Annotated in this window: 37 protein-coding genes; 29 read left to right on the forward strand and 8 right to left on the reverse strand. The window is 52.1% G+C overall.

Annotated features, from left to right (window positions below; all coding sequences use genetic code 11):
• Nucleotides 1-136: 136 nt before the first annotated feature.
• Nucleotides 137-367 (reverse strand): DNA polymerase III subunit theta, encoded by a 231-nt coding sequence (locus tag JT31_RS21275; protein ID WP_167549833.1) that lies wholly within the window; start codon nucleotides 365-367, stop codon nucleotides 137-139.
• 141 nt (nucleotides 368-508) lie between these two features.
• Between JT31_RS21275 and yobA the strand changes: the two genes are divergently transcribed.
• The 3 genes from yobA to JT31_RS21290 are packed head-to-tail and all read left to right on the forward strand — an operon-like array spanning nucleotide 509 to nucleotide 2,137.
• On the forward strand, nucleotides 509-883 hold the full coding sequence (gene yobA / locus JT31_RS21280) for a CopC domain-containing protein YobA (RefSeq protein ID WP_038481868.1): 375 nt from the start codon (nucleotides 509-511) through the stop codon (nucleotides 881-883).
• Nucleotides 884-888: 5 nt separating this feature from the next.
• Complete coding sequence (gene copD, locus JT31_RS21285; RefSeq protein WP_038481871.1) at nucleotides 889-1,764, forward strand: copper homeostasis membrane protein CopD; 876 nt, start codon at nucleotides 889-891, stop codon at nucleotides 1,762-1,764.
• Between the two features lie 28 nt (nucleotides 1,765-1,792).
• The gene (locus tag JT31_RS21290; protein WP_038481874.1) at nucleotides 1,793-2,137 is read left to right on the forward strand and encodes a YebY family protein; all 345 of its coding nucleotides are present in this window, start codon (nucleotides 1,793-1,795) and stop codon (nucleotides 2,135-2,137) included.
• A 385-nt stretch (nucleotides 2,138-2,522) separates the two neighbouring features.
• Here JT31_RS21290 and JT31_RS21295 read toward each other — a convergent pair whose 3' ends face one another.
• From JT31_RS21295 to JT31_RS23565, 7 genes are all read right to left on the reverse strand, one after another.
• Entirely contained in the window at nucleotides 2,523-3,596 is a 1,074-nt protein-coding gene (locus JT31_RS21295; protein WP_038481877.1) for a site-specific integrase, read from the reverse strand.
• The gene (locus JT31_RS21300) at nucleotides 3,571-3,843 is read right to left on the reverse strand and encodes an excisionase (RefSeq protein WP_038483436.1); all 273 of its coding nucleotides are present in this window, start codon (nucleotides 3,841-3,843) and stop codon (nucleotides 3,571-3,573) included. The genes JT31_RS21295 and JT31_RS21300 overlap by 26 nt, the downstream gene beginning before the upstream one ends.
• Before the next feature lie 79 nt (nucleotides 3,844-3,922).
• A complete protein-coding gene (locus JT31_RS21305; protein ID WP_038481880.1) occupies nucleotides 3,923-4,126 on the reverse strand; it encodes a DUF1187 family protein in 204 nt (67 codons plus the stop codon).
• A complete protein-coding gene (locus JT31_RS21310) occupies nucleotides 4,114-4,458 on the reverse strand; it encodes an RrF2 family transcriptional regulator (RefSeq protein ID WP_052049037.1) in 345 nt (114 codons plus the stop codon). The genes JT31_RS21305 and JT31_RS21310 overlap by 13 nt, the downstream gene beginning before the upstream one ends.
• A gap of 3 nt (nucleotides 4,459-4,461) precedes the next feature.
• The gene (locus JT31_RS22810) at nucleotides 4,462-6,648 is read right to left on the reverse strand and encodes a hypothetical protein (protein ID WP_052049038.1); all 2,187 of its coding nucleotides are present in this window, start codon (nucleotides 6,646-6,648) and stop codon (nucleotides 4,462-4,464) included.
• Between the two features lie 205 nt (nucleotides 6,649-6,853).
• Complete coding sequence (locus JT31_RS21325) at nucleotides 6,854-7,162, reverse strand: hypothetical protein (RefSeq protein ID WP_038481886.1); 309 nt, start codon at nucleotides 7,160-7,162, stop codon at nucleotides 6,854-6,856.
• 573 nt (nucleotides 7,163-7,735) lie between these two features.
• Complete coding sequence (locus JT31_RS23565) at nucleotides 7,736-8,110, reverse strand: hypothetical protein (protein ID WP_052049039.1); 375 nt, start codon at nucleotides 8,108-8,110, stop codon at nucleotides 7,736-7,738.
• A 96-nt stretch (nucleotides 8,111-8,206) separates the two neighbouring features.
• Here JT31_RS23565 and JT31_RS21335 point away from each other — a divergent pair, with 96 nt between their 5' ends.
• The 26 genes from JT31_RS21335 (at nucleotide 8,207) to JT31_RS21460 (ending at nucleotide 20,312) form a co-directional block, all read left to right on the forward strand.
• Nucleotides 8,207-8,461, forward strand: a complete 255-nt coding sequence (locus JT31_RS21335; RefSeq protein ID WP_052049040.1) for a transcriptional regulator — start codon at nucleotides 8,207-8,209, stop codon at nucleotides 8,459-8,461.
• A gap of 3 nt (nucleotides 8,462-8,464) precedes the next feature.
• Nucleotides 8,465-8,890, forward strand: a complete 426-nt coding sequence (locus JT31_RS21340) for a toxin YdaT family protein (protein WP_052049041.1) — start codon at nucleotides 8,465-8,467, stop codon at nucleotides 8,888-8,890.
• A 16-nt stretch (nucleotides 8,891-8,906) separates the two neighbouring features.
• Nucleotides 8,907-9,158, forward strand: coding sequence for a hypothetical protein (locus JT31_RS21345; protein ID WP_038481889.1), 252 nt, complete (start codon nucleotides 8,907-8,909; stop codon nucleotides 9,156-9,158).
• A gap of 52 nt (nucleotides 9,159-9,210) precedes the next feature.
• Entirely contained in the window at nucleotides 9,211-9,411 is a 201-nt protein-coding gene (locus JT31_RS24310; protein ID WP_419177777.1) for a DUF4222 domain-containing protein, read from the forward strand.
• Nucleotides 9,412-9,430: 19 nt separating this feature from the next.
• Nucleotides 9,431-10,429 (forward strand): conserved phage C-terminal domain-containing protein, encoded by a 999-nt coding sequence (locus JT31_RS22820; protein WP_052049042.1) that lies wholly within the window; start codon nucleotides 9,431-9,433, stop codon nucleotides 10,427-10,429.
• Between the two features lie 12 nt (nucleotides 10,430-10,441).
• Complete coding sequence (locus tag JT31_RS21360; protein ID WP_038481895.1) at nucleotides 10,442-10,837, forward strand: winged helix-turn-helix domain-containing protein; 396 nt, start codon at nucleotides 10,442-10,444, stop codon at nucleotides 10,835-10,837.
• Entirely contained in the window at nucleotides 10,830-11,072 is a 243-nt protein-coding gene (locus tag JT31_RS21365) for a hypothetical protein (protein WP_038481897.1), read from the forward strand. Before JT31_RS21360 ends, JT31_RS21365 begins: the two co-directional genes overlap by 8 nt.
• Nucleotides 11,069-11,272, forward strand: coding sequence for a hypothetical protein (locus JT31_RS21370; RefSeq protein ID WP_038481899.1), 204 nt, complete (start codon nucleotides 11,069-11,071; stop codon nucleotides 11,270-11,272). The genes JT31_RS21365 and JT31_RS21370 overlap by 4 nt, the downstream gene beginning before the upstream one ends.
• 3 nt (nucleotides 11,273-11,275) lie before the next feature.
• Complete coding sequence (locus JT31_RS21375; RefSeq protein ID WP_038481902.1) at nucleotides 11,276-11,467, forward strand: hypothetical protein; 192 nt, start codon at nucleotides 11,276-11,278, stop codon at nucleotides 11,465-11,467.
• Complete coding sequence (locus tag JT31_RS21380) at nucleotides 11,460-11,951, forward strand: class I SAM-dependent methyltransferase (protein ID WP_038481905.1); 492 nt, start codon at nucleotides 11,460-11,462, stop codon at nucleotides 11,949-11,951. Before JT31_RS21375 ends, JT31_RS21380 begins: the two co-directional genes overlap by 8 nt.
• Nucleotides 11,944-12,501: a hypothetical protein gene (locus tag JT31_RS21385; RefSeq protein WP_038481908.1), complete on the forward strand. Its 558-nt coding sequence runs from the start codon at nucleotides 11,944-11,946 to the stop codon at nucleotides 12,499-12,501. The genes JT31_RS21380 and JT31_RS21385 overlap by 8 nt, the downstream gene beginning before the upstream one ends.
• A complete protein-coding gene (locus JT31_RS21390) occupies nucleotides 12,502-12,870 on the forward strand; it encodes an HNH endonuclease (RefSeq protein WP_038481911.1) in 369 nt (122 codons plus the stop codon). It begins immediately after the preceding gene.
• Nucleotides 12,867-13,166, forward strand: a complete 300-nt coding sequence (locus JT31_RS21395; protein WP_038481914.1) for a hypothetical protein — start codon at nucleotides 12,867-12,869, stop codon at nucleotides 13,164-13,166. Before JT31_RS21390 ends, JT31_RS21395 begins: the two co-directional genes overlap by 4 nt.
• Nucleotides 13,163-13,624: a hypothetical protein gene (locus JT31_RS22825; protein WP_052049043.1), complete on the forward strand. Its 462-nt coding sequence runs from the start codon at nucleotides 13,163-13,165 to the stop codon at nucleotides 13,622-13,624. The genes JT31_RS21395 and JT31_RS22825 overlap by 4 nt, the downstream gene beginning before the upstream one ends.
• Before the next feature lie 99 nt (nucleotides 13,625-13,723).
• Nucleotides 13,724-13,993 (forward strand): hypothetical protein, encoded by a 270-nt coding sequence (locus JT31_RS21405; RefSeq protein WP_038481917.1) that lies wholly within the window; start codon nucleotides 13,724-13,726, stop codon nucleotides 13,991-13,993.
• A gap of 128 nt (nucleotides 13,994-14,121) precedes the next feature.
• Nucleotides 14,122-14,316 (forward strand): hypothetical protein, encoded by a 195-nt coding sequence (locus JT31_RS21410; protein ID WP_038481920.1) that lies wholly within the window; start codon nucleotides 14,122-14,124, stop codon nucleotides 14,314-14,316.
• Nucleotides 14,317-14,472: 156 nt separating this feature from the next.
• Nucleotides 14,473-14,763, forward strand: coding sequence for a Ref family recombination enhancement nuclease (locus JT31_RS21415; protein ID WP_038481923.1), 291 nt, complete (start codon nucleotides 14,473-14,475; stop codon nucleotides 14,761-14,763).
• On the forward strand, nucleotides 14,760-15,368 hold the full coding sequence (locus tag JT31_RS21420; RefSeq protein WP_038481926.1) for a hypothetical protein: 609 nt from the start codon (nucleotides 14,760-14,762) through the stop codon (nucleotides 15,366-15,368). The genes JT31_RS21415 and JT31_RS21420 overlap by 4 nt, the downstream gene beginning before the upstream one ends.
• Nucleotides 15,369-15,459: 91 nt before the next feature.
• Complete coding sequence (locus tag JT31_RS21425; protein WP_052049044.1) at nucleotides 15,460-16,083, forward strand: hypothetical protein; 624 nt, start codon at nucleotides 15,460-15,462, stop codon at nucleotides 16,081-16,083.
• 4 nt (nucleotides 16,084-16,087) lie between these two features.
• Complete coding sequence (locus JT31_RS21430) at nucleotides 16,088-16,981, forward strand: hypothetical protein (protein ID WP_081948210.1); 894 nt, start codon at nucleotides 16,088-16,090, stop codon at nucleotides 16,979-16,981.
• Nucleotides 16,932-17,546 (forward strand): methyltransferase domain-containing protein, encoded by a 615-nt coding sequence (locus JT31_RS21435; RefSeq protein WP_038481929.1) that lies wholly within the window; start codon nucleotides 16,932-16,934, stop codon nucleotides 17,544-17,546. The genes JT31_RS21430 and JT31_RS21435 overlap by 50 nt, the downstream gene beginning before the upstream one ends.
• Before the next feature lie 55 nt (nucleotides 17,547-17,601).
• Nucleotides 17,602-17,838 carry a class II holin family protein gene (locus JT31_RS21440; RefSeq protein ID WP_419177763.1) on the forward strand — a complete coding sequence of 79 codons (237 nt, stop codon included), beginning with the start codon at nucleotides 17,602-17,604 and terminating at the stop codon, nucleotides 17,836-17,838.
• A 2-nt stretch (nucleotides 17,839-17,840) separates the two neighbouring features.
• Complete coding sequence (locus JT31_RS21445) at nucleotides 17,841-18,371, forward strand: lysozyme (RefSeq protein WP_038481935.1); 531 nt, start codon at nucleotides 17,841-17,843, stop codon at nucleotides 18,369-18,371.
• Nucleotides 18,368-18,895, forward strand: a complete 528-nt coding sequence (locus JT31_RS21450) for a hypothetical protein (RefSeq protein ID WP_038481938.1) — start codon at nucleotides 18,368-18,370, stop codon at nucleotides 18,893-18,895. Before JT31_RS21445 ends, JT31_RS21450 begins: the two co-directional genes overlap by 4 nt.
• A 107-nt stretch (nucleotides 18,896-19,002) precedes the next feature.
• Nucleotides 19,003-19,221 carry a hypothetical protein gene (locus JT31_RS21455; RefSeq protein ID WP_038481941.1) on the forward strand — a complete coding sequence of 73 codons (219 nt, stop codon included), beginning with the start codon at nucleotides 19,003-19,005 and terminating at the stop codon, nucleotides 19,219-19,221.
• 92 nt (nucleotides 19,222-19,313) lie between these two features.
• Complete coding sequence (locus JT31_RS21460; RefSeq protein ID WP_038481945.1) at nucleotides 19,314-20,312, forward strand: terminase small subunit; 999 nt, start codon at nucleotides 19,314-19,316, stop codon at nucleotides 20,310-20,312.
• Nucleotides 20,313-20,452: the final 140 nt, after the last annotated feature.

The raw sequence follows: 20,452 nt of genomic DNA on the forward strand, positions 1-20,452 counted from the left end.
TCCGTTAACAGGCTTCAGGCACTAGCGTAAAGCAATGAACTTGTCATGCCAACCTCTTGTTCCGACGGATGGGCTAAAGCTAGTGGTGAACTGAGCAGGAATTACTTTTATAAGCAGCGAGGGCAATATTAAGCTTTTATTTTTGCTTCGGTTCGTACGGCAAGCGGGATAAATTTACCGACGCCAGACGATGGGCAATCAGCCTTTCACGAAACCAGCCGCGAAGATGCTCCGGCTGTTCACGCTCTACCATTTCAGCCACGACGGGCATGTTATAGCGCTCTTTAAACGCAACCCCGGCGGCGGCGAGATCGACGTTAACTTTATCCATTTCTTCCTGGGGTAAATCGGCGAGATTGTAGCTCATCATATCCTCCTGCAATGTCAGCGCAGAAGTTACTGTTTTGCGCCCCGGATGACAAGTAACAATAGCTTTTCCCGTCTCGACTTGATAACGGGCCGGGGTTATCCTTTCCGCCTTATCACATAACAAAAAGGAATAGTTAATATGGCGTTCATCTCCTCCCGCATCGCAACCGTCGCGGCATTTGTCGCTGCTATGGCCGTTTCTCCAGCCGTTTTCGCTCACGCCCACCTGAAGCAACAGTCTCCGGCCGCTGATTCTGCCGTGACCACGTCCCCGCAGGCGCTGACCCTGAGCTTCTCCGAAGGCGTTGAGCCTGGCTTCAGCGGCGTGGCCGTGACTGGCCCGCAGAAATCAGCGGTGAAGACCGGGAAAGTGAAGGTTGCCGAAGCCGACAATAAACAGCTGATTGTGCCGGTAGAAGAGGCCTTAAAGCCGGGTGACTATTCTGTTGACTGGCATGTCGTGTCGGTCGACGGGCACAAAACCAAGGGTAACTATCACTTCTCCGTGAAGTAAGCGCCATGCTGTCGGCGTTTTACATCGCGCTGCGTTTTGTCCATTTCACCGCATTGATGGTGCTGCTTGGCAGCGCCATCTGCTGTTCACTGCTGGCTCCGCAACGATTTAAACCCATTCTTGTACGCCGACTCAGGGCGCAGTGGCGGCCTGCCGTTTGGCTGTCGCTGGTCAGCGCTTGCCTGCTGTTTATGGCCCAGGCCGGGCTAATGGGCGACGGCTGGCGCGACGTGATTTCCCCGGACGTATGGCAGGCTGTACTGTCCACCCGCTTTGGATCCGTCTGGATATGGCAGCTGTTGCTGGCCGTGGTGACGCTGGCGGTGGTGCTTATTGGGCCACGCGCGATGCAGGGATTGCTGCTGCTGTTTGCCGCCGCACAGCTGATCGTTCTGGCCGGAGTAGGGCACGCCGCGATGCATGATGGCGCCCTTGGCGCGTTCCAGCGTATCAACCACGCCATTCACCTGCTGAGCGCGGCCTGGTGGGTTGGGGGCCTGCTTCCGCTGTTGGTGTGTATGCATATGGCGCACAAGCCGCGCTGGCGCGGCCCGGCAATTACGGCGATGATGCGCTTTTCACGCTACGGGCACCTTGCCGTGGCGGCGGTGCTGGTGACCGGGGTTGTTAACAGCCTGCTGATTCTGGGCTGGTCGCTGCCGCTGGAAAGCGGCTATTTACGATTACTGGCGCTGAAGGCTGGGCTGGTGCTGGTGATGGTGACGCTGGCGCTTATAAACCGCTATATGCTGGTACCTCGTTTTGACGCTGCGCAAGCCGGGGCGCAGCGGCGCTTTATTCAGCTGACCTGGCTGGAAGTGATTTTGTCGGTAGCGGTACTGCTGCTTGTCAGCATATTCGCCACCTGGGAGCCGTTCTGACGGCACAAATTGGTTATATGAGAGACTCATGAAAAAGAGCATTTTGACTTTACTGCTGCTGGCCTGCGCGGGCTCTGCGCTTGCTGCCCCGCAAATTATCACCGTTAGTCGGTTTGAGGTGGGTAAAGACAATTGGGCATTCAACCGTGAAGAGGTGATGCTGAGCTGCAGGGCGGGGAATGCGCTGTTTGCCATCAACCCAAGCACCCTGATGCAGTATCCGTTGAACGCCATTGCCGAACAGCAGATTAAGAGCGGTAAAACGAGCGGGCAGCCTATTAGCGTGATTCAGGTCGACGATCCGCAGCATCCTGGCCAGAAGATGAGTCTCGAACCCTTCATTGAACGTGCGCAAAAGCTGTGTAGCGAATAAAAACCACACAAATTTTTATCATAAAAAAACAGCAATAGCCTCAACGGGATATTGCTGTTTTTGCATAAACAGTCACCTGAAACGCGGCTTTTTTCTGACCACTTTTGTTGCGGACTGGAAAACCTGCGTCGGTAATCTATTCTTAAGAGGCAAGGCGACTTAGCCTGCATTAATGCCAACTTTTAGCGCACGGCTCTCTCCCAAGAGCCATTTCCCTGGACCGAATACAGGAATCGTATTCGGTCTTTTTTTATTTATAAGCCATTACAAGCACTTACAGAGGCCGTTCCGAAATTACTCGAAATTTACTCGAATTTCTATATTCCGGCCTTTTCCCGTTATACCACACTATTTTTTGATTTAACATTTTTCTAACCGAGAAAATTTACAGCAAAACGTAACTTTTCTCGCGCGGGTCCAGGTACATTTTTGTCGTTTTTTCTGACGTGTGGCCCAGCAGCTTTTGAGCAAATTCTTCGCCATGCGATTTTTCATACAGTCGGCCAGCAAGGCTGCGTATCTCGTGAAAAGTCGGTGGATCCTCGTCGTCAATTCCGGCCAGTTTTCTTGCGGCCACAAATTTTTTAGTTAAGCCGTCCGGGTGTATATTTCCCTCCGGGCTGTTTTTCCTGATCCCTGCGCTGATGAGAAAGTCAGATCTGCTCACCAGGCGGCAGCGGTCAATCACGGTACCGAGCCGCAGCTCAGCCGCCGGCAGAACGAGTGATAAAGGTAGGGCAATCATCATGCCTGTTTTCATCTGTGTTATGTGTAACCGGTCATCATAAATAGCGCTAAACCTCATCGCCGCAACATCCTCCCGGCGCTGCCCTGTGACCAGCGCAAGATCCATGGCCAGTGGGAACCATGCCGGAAAATGCTCAGCAGCAGAGCTAACCGCCCTGAACGTATCTAGCTGCAGGCGCAACCGAGTTACTTCAATTTTCGGCGTCCTGGTTGGCTCAACCGGGTTCTGCTTTATATGCCCTTCCACAATTGCCTCCCTGAACATGTCCGAAAGTACGGAACGCATTCCCGCCGCCATCGTGTTTTTACCCTCCGCTATCCAAGGATCCAAAAATTCGGCAATATGCCGCGTCGATACATCGGCCAGGATCCTTCCCCCAATTCTTTCTTTAATGATTACCAACTGGTTTTTTCTCGTTTTGTATGTGTTGGCCGCCAGATCCCGGCGCTCAAGCAATGTGTAATACCGCTCACACCAGTCTTTAACTGTGAGCACGTCGGTACCTTTGATTTTTTCTATCAGCGAGACGGGAGAGGACGTATTCGCAATATAATTGTTCGCTTCGATAGCCTGGGCTATCGCATCCCTGCGAGCTATTTGCCCCAGCGAAATCTCCTTTTTAGTGAGAGGATTCCGCCAGTAAAAAGACTTCCCTTTTTTACGATACGTCAGGTTTTTTGGAAGATTAGCATCGTAATTTTTTCGACTCATCGATCAGCTGCTCCAGCAGTGCGCTTCGCTTTCCGGTTCTGCCGTTAGGGTGGTGGTGTTCCAGTGAAACCCCGGCTTTGTTGGGCTTGATATAGAACGCCTCGGGATCTACGCGATATTCCCTGCCGTGGAGCTGTGGTGGCGGATAGATATTCCCGTCGCGCGCCCACCGGCGTAAAGTTACGACTGCTGGCGGGTTGTCGTAATACATCTCTGCCCAGGCGGTCAGTGTCACGAACTTAGCCATAGTTACCTCGTCAATCATAAAGAAGTGGCCGGCATGAATTTGATAAACAAAAATCAGGCGCCAGGCCGGCGCCCGCTGATCATCGTTTGCTCTTTGCTGGTGGCTTCACGCCGACGCACTTAAACTTCGTGAGCGTTACCGTTTCCTCTGCAGTTCTTCCTGCTTCTTTGCTGCGGGACAGCATGCGCGCGCATTGCTCCTGGGTGAGCTTGTCCTTGGACATACGCATCCATTCAACCGGGCCGCCGCCAGGTTTTTGAATCGTTGCGGTTATTCTGTACATGCTGATTCCCCCGCAAGCTCGCTAAGTGCCACGTTGTTCAAACGCCGGTGAATCTCATCAAAGAGGCCATAGCCGCGGCGTTTTGTTTCGGTACCGATAGCGCTAAAAATGTCACCTACCGTGATTTGGTTGTGAGGTCGGTTAAGCACATACCCACCGCCGTAACCATGGTAAGAACTGATCAATCCGGCATTGCGGAGTTTGCGCGCCACCTTTTCCAGGTGGTTAGTTGAGGCGCCTGTGATAGACGCCGCTTTCGCTATAGATGTTTTCTTGTTGCTGAGGGCCAGCAGGAAAGCCAGGGCAACATCATGGGTGCTGGAGATTCTCATCTGTCATTCCTCATCGGTAGCCAGGCTTTCCGCTACGGCGCGGGCCATACTCGAAATATCATCAAAGCTGGTGGCGTAGGCCGGGTTAGCGCACAGGCCTTGCACGGCGGCCAGCAGCAACTGTTGCTTGAAGGTGAGATCGCTCGGGGTTGTCGGTTCGACTGCTGCTGGAGGCAGCTCAACTGCGCCCGGTTCAGGAGCTTTTTCTTTAGCCTTTTCTTTTGCGAGTTCCAGCATCTCTTTACGCCACAGCACGATATCGTCCAGTGCGGTTTTCTGGCGCTTAGCTACGTCGTCGCCCCATGTTTCAAGGATGGTTGTCGTTACGCTGTGTATCTCTTCATCGCTAAATTCTGGAGATATTAGAGACTCTGCCGATTCGATATCAGCAATCAGAAGTGGAATAAGCTCGCAGATCGGGTGATCGATAGTTGAAGTAAACTCGTCAATGTCATCTTTCCCGATAACACCAGTGCGACCGCTCAGTAGCTCGTTTATGGCGATGCAAATCTCTACCTGCCGATCACTCAGTTCATGGCGGTTATCAACCGGCGCAGCAGCTGGCGCGTTGAGCAGTTCGGCCACACTGAAAATTGTACGGCCCGGTTTCACTTCCTCCGCTGGTTTGCGAGCGTCTGCTGCAGGCGCGACCACTGTCTGACCTTCTGAACCTGCATCATCCACGCTGCCTGTTGCGCTGTTCTGCGCCTGTTCTTCCTCATCTTCACTGGTTTCCCCCTCATCAAACACAACGGTTTCACCCAGCGCCTGGAGCGCGGTGCGGCGATACATCACGATGCCCTGCAGCGTGTTGAAGTCCACGGCGCGGACGGCGGTAAAAATCTCTTCATCGCTGTAATCGTTCAGCGAATCCGCGAGATACATCAGCGCTTTCTGAGCGCGAACGAATGCCGGTTCTTTACGCGAAAGCTCGTGCATCGCCGCTTCCAGAATTTCCACTGTGACTTCATCAGGGGTAACCGACGGGTCATACATTGCCACGGCAATTTTTTGACTCAGATCCAGCACCAGAGGGGGTGTGCTCGGTACTTCGTCAGATGCCGGTGTTTCCGGCTGCGCCATTTCGCCTGGCGTCATACCGCAGGCTGCAGCAACGATTTCAGGGGCAGGGTGTTCGTGGTCTGTTTCTGTCAGAATCTGGCGGAGATAGCTAAGCAACGCACCCGGTGCCAGCGGCTGAGCGTCAGGGGCGCATTTAACGGAATAAATAACTATCGCGCGTGAGTAATCCAGCCCGCCAGGCAGTGAACGCCAGGCGTCGTACCAGTCGATGAATGGCTTCTCTTTCTTGTCCACCATTTCACGGGCGCGGTTAACGGTAGAGGCAGGGGTGTTGTAAATGTCGAAGTCCATCGAGCGGCCCAGGACGCCCAGGGCAATTTCCACGGCCAGGGTTTCTTTTGTGTGATTGAACCCTTCGCCGCGGTCAGTTCGATTATTCCCGCCAGCTGTCGCGCCAGAAGATGTGCGATTTACAACGAAGTTCCGGTTGCCGTCTTTCCATGCGTTGACCATGAGCTTGCGGTCAAAATAGTCAGTTTCGATGTATTTCTTAACGAAAGCGCAAACGTCGGCCAGCAGCGGGGCTTGACCAGACAGCGGGAATACATCCCTAACCGCTGACATCGCGGTCCAAAGGTTGTGGTCACTGAGCGTTTTGAGTTCGCTCTGGTCACAGGCAAGGATCAGGTTCTGACTGTATTTGTCGTCAGTGTCCAGCTCTCTGCTGTATGCCTGCTTTACAACTTCCTGATCGACGTTGTAGCTGTACTCATCGTTCCAGATATGAACAAGCAGACGCTGGCGCCAGGGCAGTTCCGCAACCGTTTTAAGCACCGGCGTATTGCTGTGCCCAGGCAGCTGCGCCACAGCTTTTTCATCAATCGCAGGAGCGGTGACGGGTGAAATGGTCAGATCTTCATTCAGGGTGTAACGGTCAAAAAATTTATCATCAAGAACGTTGATTTCCGGTAAATCGTCAAAAGCACAATATTCAGTACGAGACGGTGAAAAATAATCTCCACCTTTACCGGTCTCAATTTCTGCGTCATCCAGCGAAACCATTACTTTGCGTTCCGCTGCGATTTCATTCTTGGCCTCAACAATAATAAAAAGCATCGGTTTTTTTGAGGTCTTTTTTGCTTTTATGGCATATGAGAACTTATCCATTATTTGAGTCCTGAATAACGTTGAAAATTACGGGAGTAAACGTTTTTACGGTATGCGGTGCGAATGGTCTTGCTGGATAAATATTTCCCGTGGCAGTCGGTGTCACGGCAGAAATAAAGCTTAGACCTTCCACCTTTTTCACTTACGCACAGCATTTCCTCTTCTTCATGCTGCTTAGAGCAACCGCGGCGGGAGCAGTAGCGTTTCATTGCGCGGTCCCCGTCATGCTGATAACGGGGAGCATGGCTTTGCGGGCGCATAGGGCATGGAAAGCGTTTCGTTCTGCTGCAATGATCAGGTCCCAAACCCGCGCGATTTCATCAAGCGCATCAGCATTGCTGTCAAAGGTTCTGTGCGTGATACAGCCGCGAGAATTGCTGTCTGAGCCGGGGAATTTAACAGTCACGCTGTTATTTGGATTAATAACCGCGTAAGCAAAAACGTTTTCTTCTGCAATAATTTCTACGGAATCGTGGCTTATTTTATTTAGCGTGAAAATAGAAGTGTTAAACATGGTTTATCCTTTTCAGGGTGAGCGAATCCCTGCCCGTTAGGGCATGAAATAAACTCAGTTAAAGATTAATAAATTTCTGGGTTGCCTTTTTGGGCGAGGAAATAACAAACGCGACGCAGGAGTGCCATTGGCATAGACAATTTCACAGCCTGAATTCTTGCTGGTTTTCTCATGAAGTCATTCATAAATATCACCATCCTAATATCTAATCTCAAACAGGCTTTGTGGTGCGGTGCCGGGTGCCTCCCGGTGCTCACAACCAGCCGGTCATTGTGAGCGGTTACTCGTCACCTAACCAAAGTAAGGAAATCCTCCGCTGTACCGCGAGCGCTTAGCCGCATTCACCGCACTACAAAGCCTGTTCTGTTGTTTGCCCTTAAGCCAGGCTGGCTGAACGTTTTAACCCTGACTGCTACGCTCTGTAGCTGTCGATGGATTAAGTTTAATTCTAACTAAACATTTAAGTAAAGTAATAATTAAACTTGTAGGTGAGCAAATGATTAACTGTCTGATTTGGAATGAAAAAAAAGCCAGCAAATTGCTGACTTTTAGAGATGATATGGGGATGTGGGGTTATGGTTTTTTATCTATCTTGTTGATATTTCTAATTTTAAGCATTTCATCAAACAATCTTTCGTATTCTGAAACCTTATCCTCAAGTGCATTTAAGTGATGCTTTTTTTCGCTCTCAGGGAGGCGAGAAAAGAGCTGTAATAACCGCTCTTCTTGGCTATTCAGGGCGTGTTTCGGTGGACTATCTCCATCAGGATCAGAATCCAGATAGTTAGAAGACATACCGTATTCACGCTCTAATCGGCGCGCCGCTCTCTCGCCAAATGACGCTTTTCCATTTATCAGTTGAGAGATGTAGCTCTTCTCTCGCTCCGGGATTGCCTTGTCAGCAAACCACTCTTTTAGGCGCATGCGCCTGATCTCTTTCTTGTCCATACCAGCAGTTTGATTAGTAAATTATAAACAAGCAAAAACTTGACTGATGGGTTTAGTAATTATTAAACTGTTTGAAATTAACGAACAGGAGTACCTATGCGTCTCGACGATTACTTATCCACACAGCCTAGAGGAGCAGCAAGAGATCTGGCCGCTCAACTGGGTATTTCAAAATCGTACCTTTCGCAGATCGCTACGGGTAAATCACCAGCATCGCCGGCCCGCTGTATTGAGATTGAAAAGGCAACAGACAGCGAGGTTACCCGTATTGATATGCGCCCGAGTGACTGGCGGGAAATCTGGCCTGAATACACACCCCCTAATTTACCGTTGCAGCAGAAAGGAGTTTGAACAATGCAAATCAAACACGAATTGATCCGCGATGTTGTGCGCGCCTGGGCTATCGAAATCAACCGTGAAAACGTAGGCCGGGCAGTGGCCACCGAATATTTCCGCCTGGGGGGCACGGTACTGCGCCTGCTGCCTGCTGACCAGCCGAACGCCGATCACGTTAACCAGCAAAATCTCTTCCGCTGGCTGGATGGTGATAGTGCATCTGCAAAAGCGAAGGTGCAGCAGCTGGTTCCCGCAATTCTGAGCGCGTTGCCGCGTCCGTTAAGTGCTCGCCTGGTGCTGGCTGATTCCATTGAGTACCGCGCGCTGAAAATGGCAGAAGAGGCCGTAAAGAACGCTGCTGACGCATACGTTGCTGCCGCTGTCGTGGACGTGGTGAACAACTGCGGAAATGAGCCAGGCGCCGCGTCGATGATCCTGCATTGAGTGAGGGGTATTCCGAATGTCTCCGGATGAATTTTTAGCAAAGCAGATCCGCGCGCTACTGGTGGAGGGCGGAAAGGTCGATGAGAACCAGGCTAATGCGGCTGTGACTTACGCACTCGAATACCGCCGGGCCAACCCTAACGCCACAACGGCGCAGGTGATCGAAAAAGCGAAGTTTTACGCAAAGCGCAACAACCGTCCGGCAACGCCGGATCGTACTGAACCGATTAAAAAAGCCCGTCTGCCGGCCTGGCGCCAGCAGGGTTAATCCGGAGGTAACCATGTGTGATCAGCAGGAATTAACTGAACGTTTTCGCAGGATGTTACAGCGTAACGCGGCGGTACCGCGGCAGGAAGCTGAGATAGTCGGTGGTGAGCGTTATCAGGATGCCTATGGACACTGGGTTACCGTGATTAGCTCCTCGCGGATCAGGGTTTCATTCCGGCGCGATGGGTACGGAAATACGTGCGAGTTAAGCGCGGATAAATTCTTAAAAAAATTCACAAAGGTGAAGTCGTGAGTTTTCGAGGTAGTCACGTATGAGCATGACTCTGATGGCAAAGGCAATGGGGATCCGTGTCGGGCATCCGATACGGAAACTCGTACTCCTAAAGCTCGCAGACAACGCGAACGACAAGGGTGAGTGCTGGCCATCTACGCGGCACATCGCTGATCACTGTGAATGCAGCAAAAGCACGGTGCGTTCACACGTAGATGCGCTGGTAGAAATGGGGCTGGTTCAGAAAACAAATCGTATCGGCAGGAATAACGGCAAAGGCAATGCGTCGAACGTGTACCTGCTGACACTGGACAACCCTATATCAGCTCTCGGCACAGGGGGTGATAAAGCCACCCCTATGCCTGCATCTGATATAGCCCCTATGCCTGGAGGCGGCATAGCTATGCCTGATGCTGATAGCCCTATGCCTGGAGACGGCATAACCCCTATGCCGCCACACGGCACCAGAACCTATCACTCTTTTGAACCTGTCATAGAACCAGTCACAGAACCAAAAGAATGTCAGGCAGACGAGCTGCCCGACGATATCGACGAGCCAGCTTTGAAAGTTTTAAACCATCTGAATAAAACCACTGGCGCCAGATTCCAGGACGGACAAACCACGATGGGATTTATCAACGGGCTCCTGGTCGGGGAGTACGTTGCTGACGAGCTGATCCTGGTTATCGATCACCGCAACGAGATGTGGGGCGCTGACCAAAAAATGTCGCAGTACCTGAGGCCCAGCACAATTTTTGATTTCAAGGCTTTCGAGGAATACCTGCCACTGGCCCGGAAATGGGACGAAGAAGGGCGCCTGTCACTGCGAGAACCTGAGATTGATACAGCAGAGCGCGATGCCGCATACCGCAGGCTTTGGGCGAGAGGGACGTTTAAAACTCCGCTGGAGATACGGGTAAGAAAAGCCGCTGGCCAGGCAAATATCGGGCAGAAATCTCCAGAGGCTGCAAAGCGTGAATGGGATCGCTTGTGGATGGAGAACGCCAAAGCGATGCAGTCCGAAGCCCGGAAAAGCTGAGAGGAAAAGTCGATGGGAATAATTTTGGATGCACTTAAACAGCACGAAAAAATCACGGCGCGGGATCTGGCGCAAGTCAGCGGGATTGAACCGAAAGAAGTGATTTCTGTTCTGCAGCGCATGGAGCGGGCCGGGCGTGTTCGTCAGTGCAACGGATTCTGGCATTACAAATCTACCGCCGATCGCCGTGGCGCCACTGTCGAGAAAATTGGGCTCCATGAGCTTGTGAAGCTGGTGGCCTGCCTGGGGCCGGTAAGGGCAGGTGAGCTTGCCGATCTGGTTAACGCAAACCGCAAGGCCATAGGCACGGGGCTCTGCAATGCATTTGCCGCAGGTCAGTTATCACGAACAGGGAAACGCAGTTTTTACGTTTACGAGAAAAAAATCGAGGGCCAGGCGAATGACTGAGCAAACAAATGACGAAAGGGGTATTGCGTGCTGCCCGAAAGGCACCAGGCCTTACGAACAGACGCGCCGCATAGGCCAGTTCTACCGGAATCTCTTTTTGAAATGCAACTGCGGTTGCTTACGTGTTGAAAAATCATTTTTTGAGGGCAGCGAGGCCAAAAGAATTGCCCGCGCTGCGGCGATTCAGGAATGGAACGAAAAGGCACAGCAACTGCGCAAGGAGCAAGGCAAATGAGCATGAAAATTAAAAACGATTACGCCAGAACATTCCCTGATTTTGAAGTCACGCCAAAAGCTGTTGTTGCAGCAATAGCCATGAGCTTAGCCCTTCGTCTATGTGAAGATAATTTCGATGATGCTCAAAAGCTTATTTCTGATGAGTGGGCCTCTTTGCATACTGCTGAAATTGTGCCGCAAAAGCCGAAAAGGAGTTGAGCGATGAGCAATAACACCGAAGCGCTGAACTACGACCCAACCGACCCGGACAAAATGAGACTTCCGGTCAAGGTCACCTGTGGTGATTGTCGCCACATCCGCCGCTGTAAAGCCATTTTCGGCCATACGGAATCTGACACTTATTGTGACTGGTCACCATCTCGTTTTATTGCCCGGGAGGCCAGCAATGACTAACACCCCGGCCATTCTCGATATGTGCTGCGGCTCGCGCATGTTCTGGCTCGATAAGCAGGACGAACGCGCCGTATTCAGCGATATCCGCGCAGAGCAGCACACGTTGTGCGACGGGAGAAAGTTGGTTATCAGCCCGGACGTGATTGCCGACTTCCGCGCGCTGCCGTTCGCCGACAGCTCTTTCCCGGTTGTTGTTTTCGACCCGCCGCACCTTGAGCGCGTTGTCGAAAACGCCTGGATGGGTAAAAAGTACGGGCGGCTCAACAAAGATACATGGCGCGATGACCTACGCGCCGGGTTTAAAGAGGCATTCCGCGTACTGCGGCCACAGGGCGTACTCATCTTCAAGTGGAACGAAACGCAGGTGCCGGTTAGCCAAGTAATAGCTCTTACCGATGAGAAGCCCGCCATCTGGCAGAGAACAGGCAAAGCCGACAAAACCCACTGGATTATTTTTGTGAAAGCCGAGGCCAGCAATGACTAAACAACTCGAAGCGCTGATTGCCAGAAAAGGCTGCGCGGTGACTGGGAATTACTATCTGGCTGAATGTGGCAATTGTGGGGAAATGTTCACTAGTGAGCGCATGACTGGCGGCGAACCGATTGCCGACACCGGTGATTATGGCGACTGCTATTGCCCGCATTGCGATACGGACGACTCCGACATCATTGATTGCGGCACGGCTAACTCAAGTGCTGCAGAGGCGTGGAATTATCAGCAAAAGCACATCGACGCACTGATAGCGGCGCTGGAGCAGTCGGATGGGCAGCGTGAATCTTGGCGGCAGGTTGCGCTGAATAACATTTCTGAGCGTGAAAAAGATATTGCCGCGCTAGATGCTGCCCGCAAGCGCATCGCAGAGCTGGAGGCCAGACCGGTTGCGGTGAAGCTGCCGCCAGAGATTAATCCAGGGCAAGCGCGCAGCCTGTTTAGTATCGAAATTGATGAAGACCAAGCAGGTGCGGCGGCTGATGGTTGGAATTCCTGCCTGAAAGCAATCCGCGCCGCTGGCGGCCAGATGGAGGGGGAGTAGATGGCACTGACGAAAAAGCAACGCGCTGTGCTGCGTATGAAGTTTGGTGGCCGCTGCGCGTACTGTGGATGTGAACTTGGCGATAAGTGGCACGCTGACCATGTAAAGCCCGTCCTGAGGCATATGAATGGCAGCGGCATGATTCACGCCGAAAACGACACCGAAGAAAATATGGTTCCGGCCTGCCATCCATGCAACCTGCACAAGCACTGCAACAGCCTGGAGGATTATCGGCGAATTATCGGGGATGGTAGACGGGAGTTTCTTGTGTCCGGCAAGGGTAAGGCACTTGTTCGAATGGGGTTGGTCGATATGAAGCCCGACCCGGTGGTTTTCTGGTTCGAACGCTATCAGCAGGAGGCTTTATGAATAACCTGAGCATCGAAGCTTTGCTGCAGCACCAGGCCGATCAACTAGCAGCTGTCGCAGACCGTCAGATGAAAGACCTCGAGCTTATTCTGGCCGGTCACCGCTTCAAGATGGCGGAGATTGCATTGCAACAAAGTCCCGCACCGTTTGTTCGCGAAGTGTTTGAGGCGCTGCGCCGGGGATTTGAAGATACAGCTAAGCTCGAGGCTGGCACCGTAGATGCAGAAGAAGCCAGCTCTCTGCTACGCATTATGAAGCGGATAGAAAAAGAGTTTATGGAGACCGGAAAGCTATGAAGAACCTTAGCAGCGATCGTCTGTTGCAGCGCCTGCAGCAATTTGATGCCGCCGGAGCAGAGGCGCGGGCAATTGGAGATGATGAGTTTGCCGAAGAGTGCGAAGACGTTGCGCGCGCACTCCGCGAGCTACTTGCATTGCGGGACGCGGGGAAAGAGCCAGTGGCCTGGCTGTGGCGTTGGTCAGATGACGCCGAAGGCAGCTGGCGTTACTCAGAAGACAAAAAGGAAACTCACTGCAGTGTAACAGCGAAACTTCTCTACGCAGCGCCGCAGCTGCCTGCTGTGCCTGATGAGCGAGAAGCGTTCGAAATATTCATGGTCCAGCGCTTTGGCGAAAGCATTGACCAGCGCAGGGCTAAGAACGGCGATAACGAGTACATGGCTTGGGATAAGGCTGTTGCTTGGACTGTTTGGCAGCACCGCGCCGCGATAGCCGCAGCACCAAAGCCGGACTAAAACCAAACCCGCTACGGCGGGTTTCCCCTTTTCTGGTTGATCAAAAAAACATCTGAATTATACTGGTTAAATATACAGTGTTTCTTTTGGGGTGAGGTCATGGGGAGTGATGCTGGCTTTTTTGTCGTTTACCGTGGTTACGTGCAGCCGTACTTCATGCCGGGCTCATTCGTTTTTATTGAGCGGCTTAAAGAATACGGTGGCGGATACTGGCTTGGGCGTGTGTACGACAATTTCTATGAGTTCTGCATCGAGAGGCCCGTCTCAATGCGTGAAGGAATGGAAATGCTTTTGCTCATAAAAGGCGTTGAAAGCAACGCACATAAGTTTGTTGATGACTTTCATCTGGAACCGCCGGAAAACCACTAAAATTGGTAGTTTTGATCAACTGAGCTCTAAATGCTCAGCCCTGGTATTTGTAACGCCAGTTAAGTCACTTTAGCCTGAGTGCGCGCGCAGGGAGAAAAAGGACGGCCCCTGATAAATCAGGGATATACATGCCAGATGGATTATCAAAAATGACTATAGAAGAGTTGGCCGAGTTTTTACCAGAAGATGGGCGCGTCTTGGTTACCTGCGCAAGAGGCCAGATAAATTCTTACGAAGTGCTAAGAAGCGATCAGTACGTTGCCTCATTGGAAACATTGATAGAATTACTGCGTGATGCCGGGTACGCAGTAGCCAAAAATTGATTTATAATCATCAATACAGCCTGAACAGCTGAACCCTGACTGCTACGCCATCGGAGACAAGATGGCGTATTTTATTGAATCCATATCATCCTTTTCACTGACGACGAAAGCCGCCAGTGATTTTCTGCATTCAACGTTTGCCCCTGGGGGTGAGCTGTGAAGAAAGCAGAGCGCGAACACCTTTCCCGTGTTGCGGCCCTCGGCTGCATCGTTTGCCGCAATCTTGGTTTCGGTGAGACACCGGCAGAAATCCACCACATCAGAATCGGCCAGGGCGTTGCCCAGCGCGCTGACAACTATTCATCGATCCCTCTTTGCCATCCTCATCACCGAACTGGCGGGCACGGTGTCGCTGTGCATGCCGGAAAGCAGACATGGGAGAATAATTTCGGCACTGAGCTGGAATTGCTGGAGCAGGTTAATAACGAACTGGGGGTATCGGTATGACGCCACGCCAACGTAGAGCGCAGAAAACGGCTTTTGAACGTGCAGCAGCTGCGCCACGCAAAAGCTACCTCGGACGGTTCACGCCTCTCAGCGACATTCAGTCCGGATGGATAAAATCGCTCTTAACGACATGGGGCGAGATTGTCGGCGGGAAAACAACGGCACAGTACCGGCTGGAGAACTGCAATCGGCTTGTTTCGTCAGCGAAGGATGAGGGCTGGTCTGATGGTCAGTTGTCGCGTATCACCGAAGCACTCAAGCAGGCGAAAAAAGAAGGATTCAAAGGCCACCAGGCTGTTGCACGGGCGCATACCATTCTGTGGTCGATCAGCCTTAGCGAAATGATGGAGCAAACCGGGCGCCGGGATGATGCCGACTGTATCGAGCAGGCAGCGCTGCAGGCGTTTAAAATTGACGATCCGGTTTATATCGTTGGCGTTCGCTATTACACCACCAGGACAAAAATTGCAGACATTACGCGAGAATTGCAGCTGGTGGCACCATGGCTTACTGACGGGGAGGGGCGTAAGCGTGTTCGCTGGTGCCTGGAAATTTTCAGGGCGAGAATATTTCTTGCGGTGAAAAGGGGTGAGGGAAAATCATAAAATTAGCAAAAAGTGCTGTTTTTTATGTTGTGCATTGAAAACGGGCCAGAAAAGTAAATAATTCATTCATGCTTGGCAGAGCTGCGCCACGATGGCAGCGTCGATAAGCACCCACAAAAAACAGAGGAACCTCGCTACGGCGGGGTTTCTTCGTTTTTACCTCCGGAGAAGTGAATGGCAACTGTCATCATCTGCGCCTCTGGACCCCTCCCTGACTCATAGCGATTGCCTGGATGCAACAGCATCTGGTTTTCCCGTTATCGCGGTTAACTCGTCCTGGCGCGCGGTCCCGGACTGCTCACTCATCTACGCAGGCGATCTGGGCTGGTGGGATTTAAATATCCCTGCGCTGCCTGAACGTCCGGCGCGTTGGACCTGCAATTACCGGGCTCATAAGCGTTTTGGACTGGAGTTATTCGAAACCGACACAACCGGCACCTTTAATTCAGGGCAGCGAGCGATTTTACTGGCTAAGCATCTGGGGGCCAGTCGGATAATTTTGCTCGGCTATGACTGTTCCATTGCCGATGGAAGTCACTGGCACGGCGACCACACTCTTTTAGATAACCCGACAGCAGCAAATATTGCTCGCTGGCATGGGGAGTTTGAGAAGGTTTCCAGCGAGCTGGCCGGGCATGTGGAAATAATCAACTGCAGCAGGAAAACAGCGTTGACGTGCTTTCGTCGAATGCCGCTTGCTGACGCTCTCAGGTAGCCAAATGAATACGCCACTTTTAATCGACGGCATGCTGGGGATGGGTGACACCATTTACCAGCGAGCTTTTGTGAAGCAGCTCCCGGCGGGAACCTACATCAAAACGGCGTGGCCGGAGTTGTACGAGGATTTACCTGTTAACCCGGTTCGCAGCTGCACGACGTTACGCACGCAGCGAAAAAACGAGCATCGCACCAAAATAGAGTTCTTGCCGCCGCCGTCGCCGCGTGAAACGAAGCGAATTTTTTATGGCCCCGCAGAACTGGCGCGAGGCTCGATATTCGATGCCATGCGTGAGCAGTTCGGCGTCAACCCGGCAGAGTTAGATTTGCCATCATTCGGCCCTGCGCAGTACACCCACAAGAAACCAATCGCGGTAATCCGCCCGGCCACTGTTCGTGCGGAATGGCGTAGTGATTCACGCAATCCCGATCCTGACTATTTGCTGCAGGCGTCCCGCATACTGCGCAAAAATTTCTGCGTGATAAGCGTGGCTGACCTGCAGGAGGGTGAAGAGTGGTTGGTGGGTGAGGCTCCCGAATGTGACCTGCAGCTGCACGCTGGCGAGCTGGGTATCAAAGAGTTAATGCGCCTGGTTGAACATGCCGCCGTGGTCGTCACTCCAGTTGGTTGGGCGATCCCGGCGGCCATTGCCTATAAAACACCGGTTTTCGTTGTCGCTGGTGGTCGTGGAGCGCACAACGCGCCTGAAATAGTCACCGCCCCGGAAATGGACTTGCGCCGCGTTGGTTGGGCTATTCCAGAAAATTACTGCCGCTGTCACGAGTGGAATCACCAATGCGACAAGCGGATCGTCAATTTCGACTCAAAATTTGAGGCCTGGCTGAATGAAGTCGTTTTATCAGGAATTAAACAGCGGGCTGGTATTCCTTCCTGAGCTGGGGATAGGCCGCTATCCGGTACCTAAAAACCGGCCGTACGACGAGAGCTATTTCGCCAACTATCAAAAGCTGGCTAATACAGAAATGGGACACGAGCTTACACAGGCGCGGATCCATCTGGTTAAACGTCACTATAAAGGGCCGGTGCTTGATGTTGGCATAGGCGCCGGCCAGTTTGTTGACTCTCGTCCTGACACCCTCGGCTTTGATGTGAATCCGGTGGGTGTGGCTTGGTTGAATGAGCGCGGGTGCTATGCTGACCTGTACGCCAAAAAATGGCCGGTTCTAACGATGTGGGATGTGCTCGAGCATATCGACGAACCCGACCTGGCGGTGCAGCAGGCTACAAAATTTGTTTTCGTTTCGATCCCCATATTCGCTGACGCTGGCGACATAGTGCGGTCGCATCATTTCAGAAAAACAGAGCACATCTGGTATTTCACTGACGACGGCATTAAACGCTGGTTTGCTGAGCAGGGCTTTGAATGCGTCGAACAGAACACCCTCGAATGCCATTTAGGGCGTAAAGGCGTCGCTTCGTACGCTTTCCGTCGAATTTAACTTTTTCCCTTCACACACAGCACCCCGAACCCGGAGGTGTGGAATGCACAGAACTATGCCTGACAAACTCGCATCGATAGCGGGGTACTGTACATCCGGCGGCCTCATTTGTTGGGGGGGTATAGCTCAATGGATACATGACCTCGACTGGAACCTTGTTGCAGTTGTTGGCGGCTTCGTTATTGGCCTGCTGACATTCTTCGTTAACTTTTACTTCAAACGTCGCCAGACAAAAGCCTATGAGGCAGCGCTGGCGCGTGGCTATGTAACTCCACCTCCGCAGGACAACTAATCATGGCATCAACGAAAAGCAAACTCAGCGCGGCCATGCTTGGGCTGTTAGCTGCTGGTGCCACTGCACCGGTGCTCATGAGCCAGTTTCAGGATGAAAAAGAGGGAACCAGCCTTGTCGCTTACCCTGATGCTGGCGGCGTGTGGACGATTTGCGGCGGTGTAACTCGCGTTGACGGTAAACCCGTAGTTAAGGGCATGCAGCTGACGCGTCAGCAGTGCGACAAAATCGACAAAGCAGAGCAGGCAAAGGCTTTGGCCTGGGTGGAAAAAAATGTTCGAGTGCCGCTGACCGAGCCTCAAAAAGTCGGTATCGCTTCTTTCTGTCCCTGGAATATTGGCCCCGGAAAATGTCTGCCATCCACGTTCTGGCGAAAGCTTAATGCTGGTGACCGGCACGGCGCATGCGCTGAGATAAAACGCTGGACGTATGACCGCGGGCGAGATTGCCGGATCCGTTCGAATAACTGCTATGGGCAGGTTCTACGACGTGACCAGGAATCTGAGCTGGCATGCTGGGGGATAGACCAGTGAAAAGCTCATTCTGGCTAATTCTGGCAGTTTTTGTGGCTTGCCTGGCTGGTGGCCTTATCTGGTCTGCAAATCACTACCACGGCAAGTATCTGGCAGAGCAAAAGCGTGCTGATACAGCGGAAAAGGAAGTCGATGGCCAACGGTTGGTGATAGCTACCCAGGCTTTCAATATGAACCGTTTTAATCAGATCGCCGACTACACCAACCGGAACAATTCACTGATTGATGCCGGCGCAGAAAAAACGGTAATCGAATATCGGGAGATTTTACGCCGTGACAAAACCTGTGATCTGCCTGTTCCTGCTGACGTTGCTGGTGGGCTGCTCGACTACACGAACAGTTTACGTGCCAGCGCAATGCACGCCGATACCGGCCAGCCTGACCCAACCGGTGCTACCTCCACTGCCACCGGCGGACTAACGTATTGCCAGGCGGTGCTTTGGATTAAGCCACTGTTAGCGACTATCGACAAAGCTAATAACCAGTTTGTTGGAATACGACAAATTGAGAGGGATCGGCAATGACACTAATCCCCCGCAGAGCTTTGATAGTGCTATTGAATTATGATTTGTTACCCCAATATGTTTTCTCAGGCCCTGTCATTCCGACAGGCATATAAAAGGGAAATACTATGCTTGAAGGTTATTTTGCAAACGCAGCTAAATCACAAGAAGAAGCTGTCAAAATGAATCAACGCTTACTGGCCGTACAGGCTGCATTAGAGATTGCTAAGGCATCAGCTAGTGGTGGTTCAGGAGCAGTGCATAACAATTTGAACCAGACATCTGATTATGTCGAGAAGCTGGCGGACACAATTCAGGCTGCTTTAAAAAGAAATATTGAGGTATAAAAATAAGCCCATCCCCGAGGGTTTGTTTATCGCCATCACAAAGGCCACCAAAAAGGTGGTTTTTTTAATGGCTATAACAACAGGAACAGAGCATGGCAAAACCGGACTGGGGAGCGCTGCAATACCAGTTCCTCGCCGAACATGCCAAAACTGGTATCTCCCCGAAAGAGTGGTGTGAGGCGCGGGGATTAAACTACACATCTGCGCGTCGCTACATCAAAAAGCCAGCTGCGCAGAGTGCGCAAAAAACTGCGCAGAAAAAAGTGCGCAGCGCGCAAGCGGAAAGCGCTGTACCGGGTGTACAGCAAGGGTTGCAAACTTCACCTGCGCAGCAGAGTAGTAATGCAGATGCGCAATCCATAGATCCGGGCAGTTACGGGCTAAACGATATGCAGTGGAAGTTTGTGACTGAGTATCTTATCGACCTGGATAAGACAGCGGCTTACAAGCGCGCGGGTTATAAAAGCCATGGGGAAACAGCAGCCGCGGCAGCTCGCCGGCTGTATCGAAATGTATCGGTAAACCGGGCAATCAGGGATGCACTTGATCTGCGAGCGCAGCGCACGGCCATCACACAGGATTCTGTTCTGCAGTGGTGGTGGGATATTGCTACCGCCGACGCTACGCAGTTGACAGAACATCACCGGGCCTGCTGCCGTTACTGCTGGGGATTCGGCCATAACTATCAGTGGCGTGATGCGGTGGAGTTTGAAGAGCGAAGCACAGAGGCTCGGGAGAAAAAGCGCCGCGAACCGGAAGATGCCGGTGGTTATGGTTTTGACGCGACGATGGATCCAAACCCTGAATGCCCTCGTTGCAACGGCGCTGGCCTGAGCCGAACAGTATTTCACGACACACGCGATATAACAGGCCCGGCACGACGTTTATTTGCGGGAGTGAAAGAAGGGAAGTTTGGGCTCGAAGTGATCACCCGCAATCAGGATGAGGCAATGAAGTTGGTTGCTCAGCACCTGGGCATGCTCAAGAACAAGACGGAATTGAGCGGACCGGATGGTGGACCTGTGCAGACCGAGACAACAAACCTCACCCCTCAGGAAGCTGCAGACGTCTATAAAAAGATGATGGGCTAAATCTGTGAAAATGAGCGTTTCACCCATTATTTCCGCTATGCATTTTTCGGCCTGTTTTATGCACGATTTATTCATGCCATTTTCAGCACTTTATCCGTAGAAATAAGCCTCTCAGGGACATTTTGAAATGGGCGGTGTTA

This window comes from Cedecea neteri, from assembly GCF_000757825.1.
In the GTDB taxonomy this organism is placed as follows: domain Bacteria; phylum Pseudomonadota; class Gammaproteobacteria; order Enterobacterales; family Enterobacteriaceae; genus Cedecea; species Cedecea selenatireducens.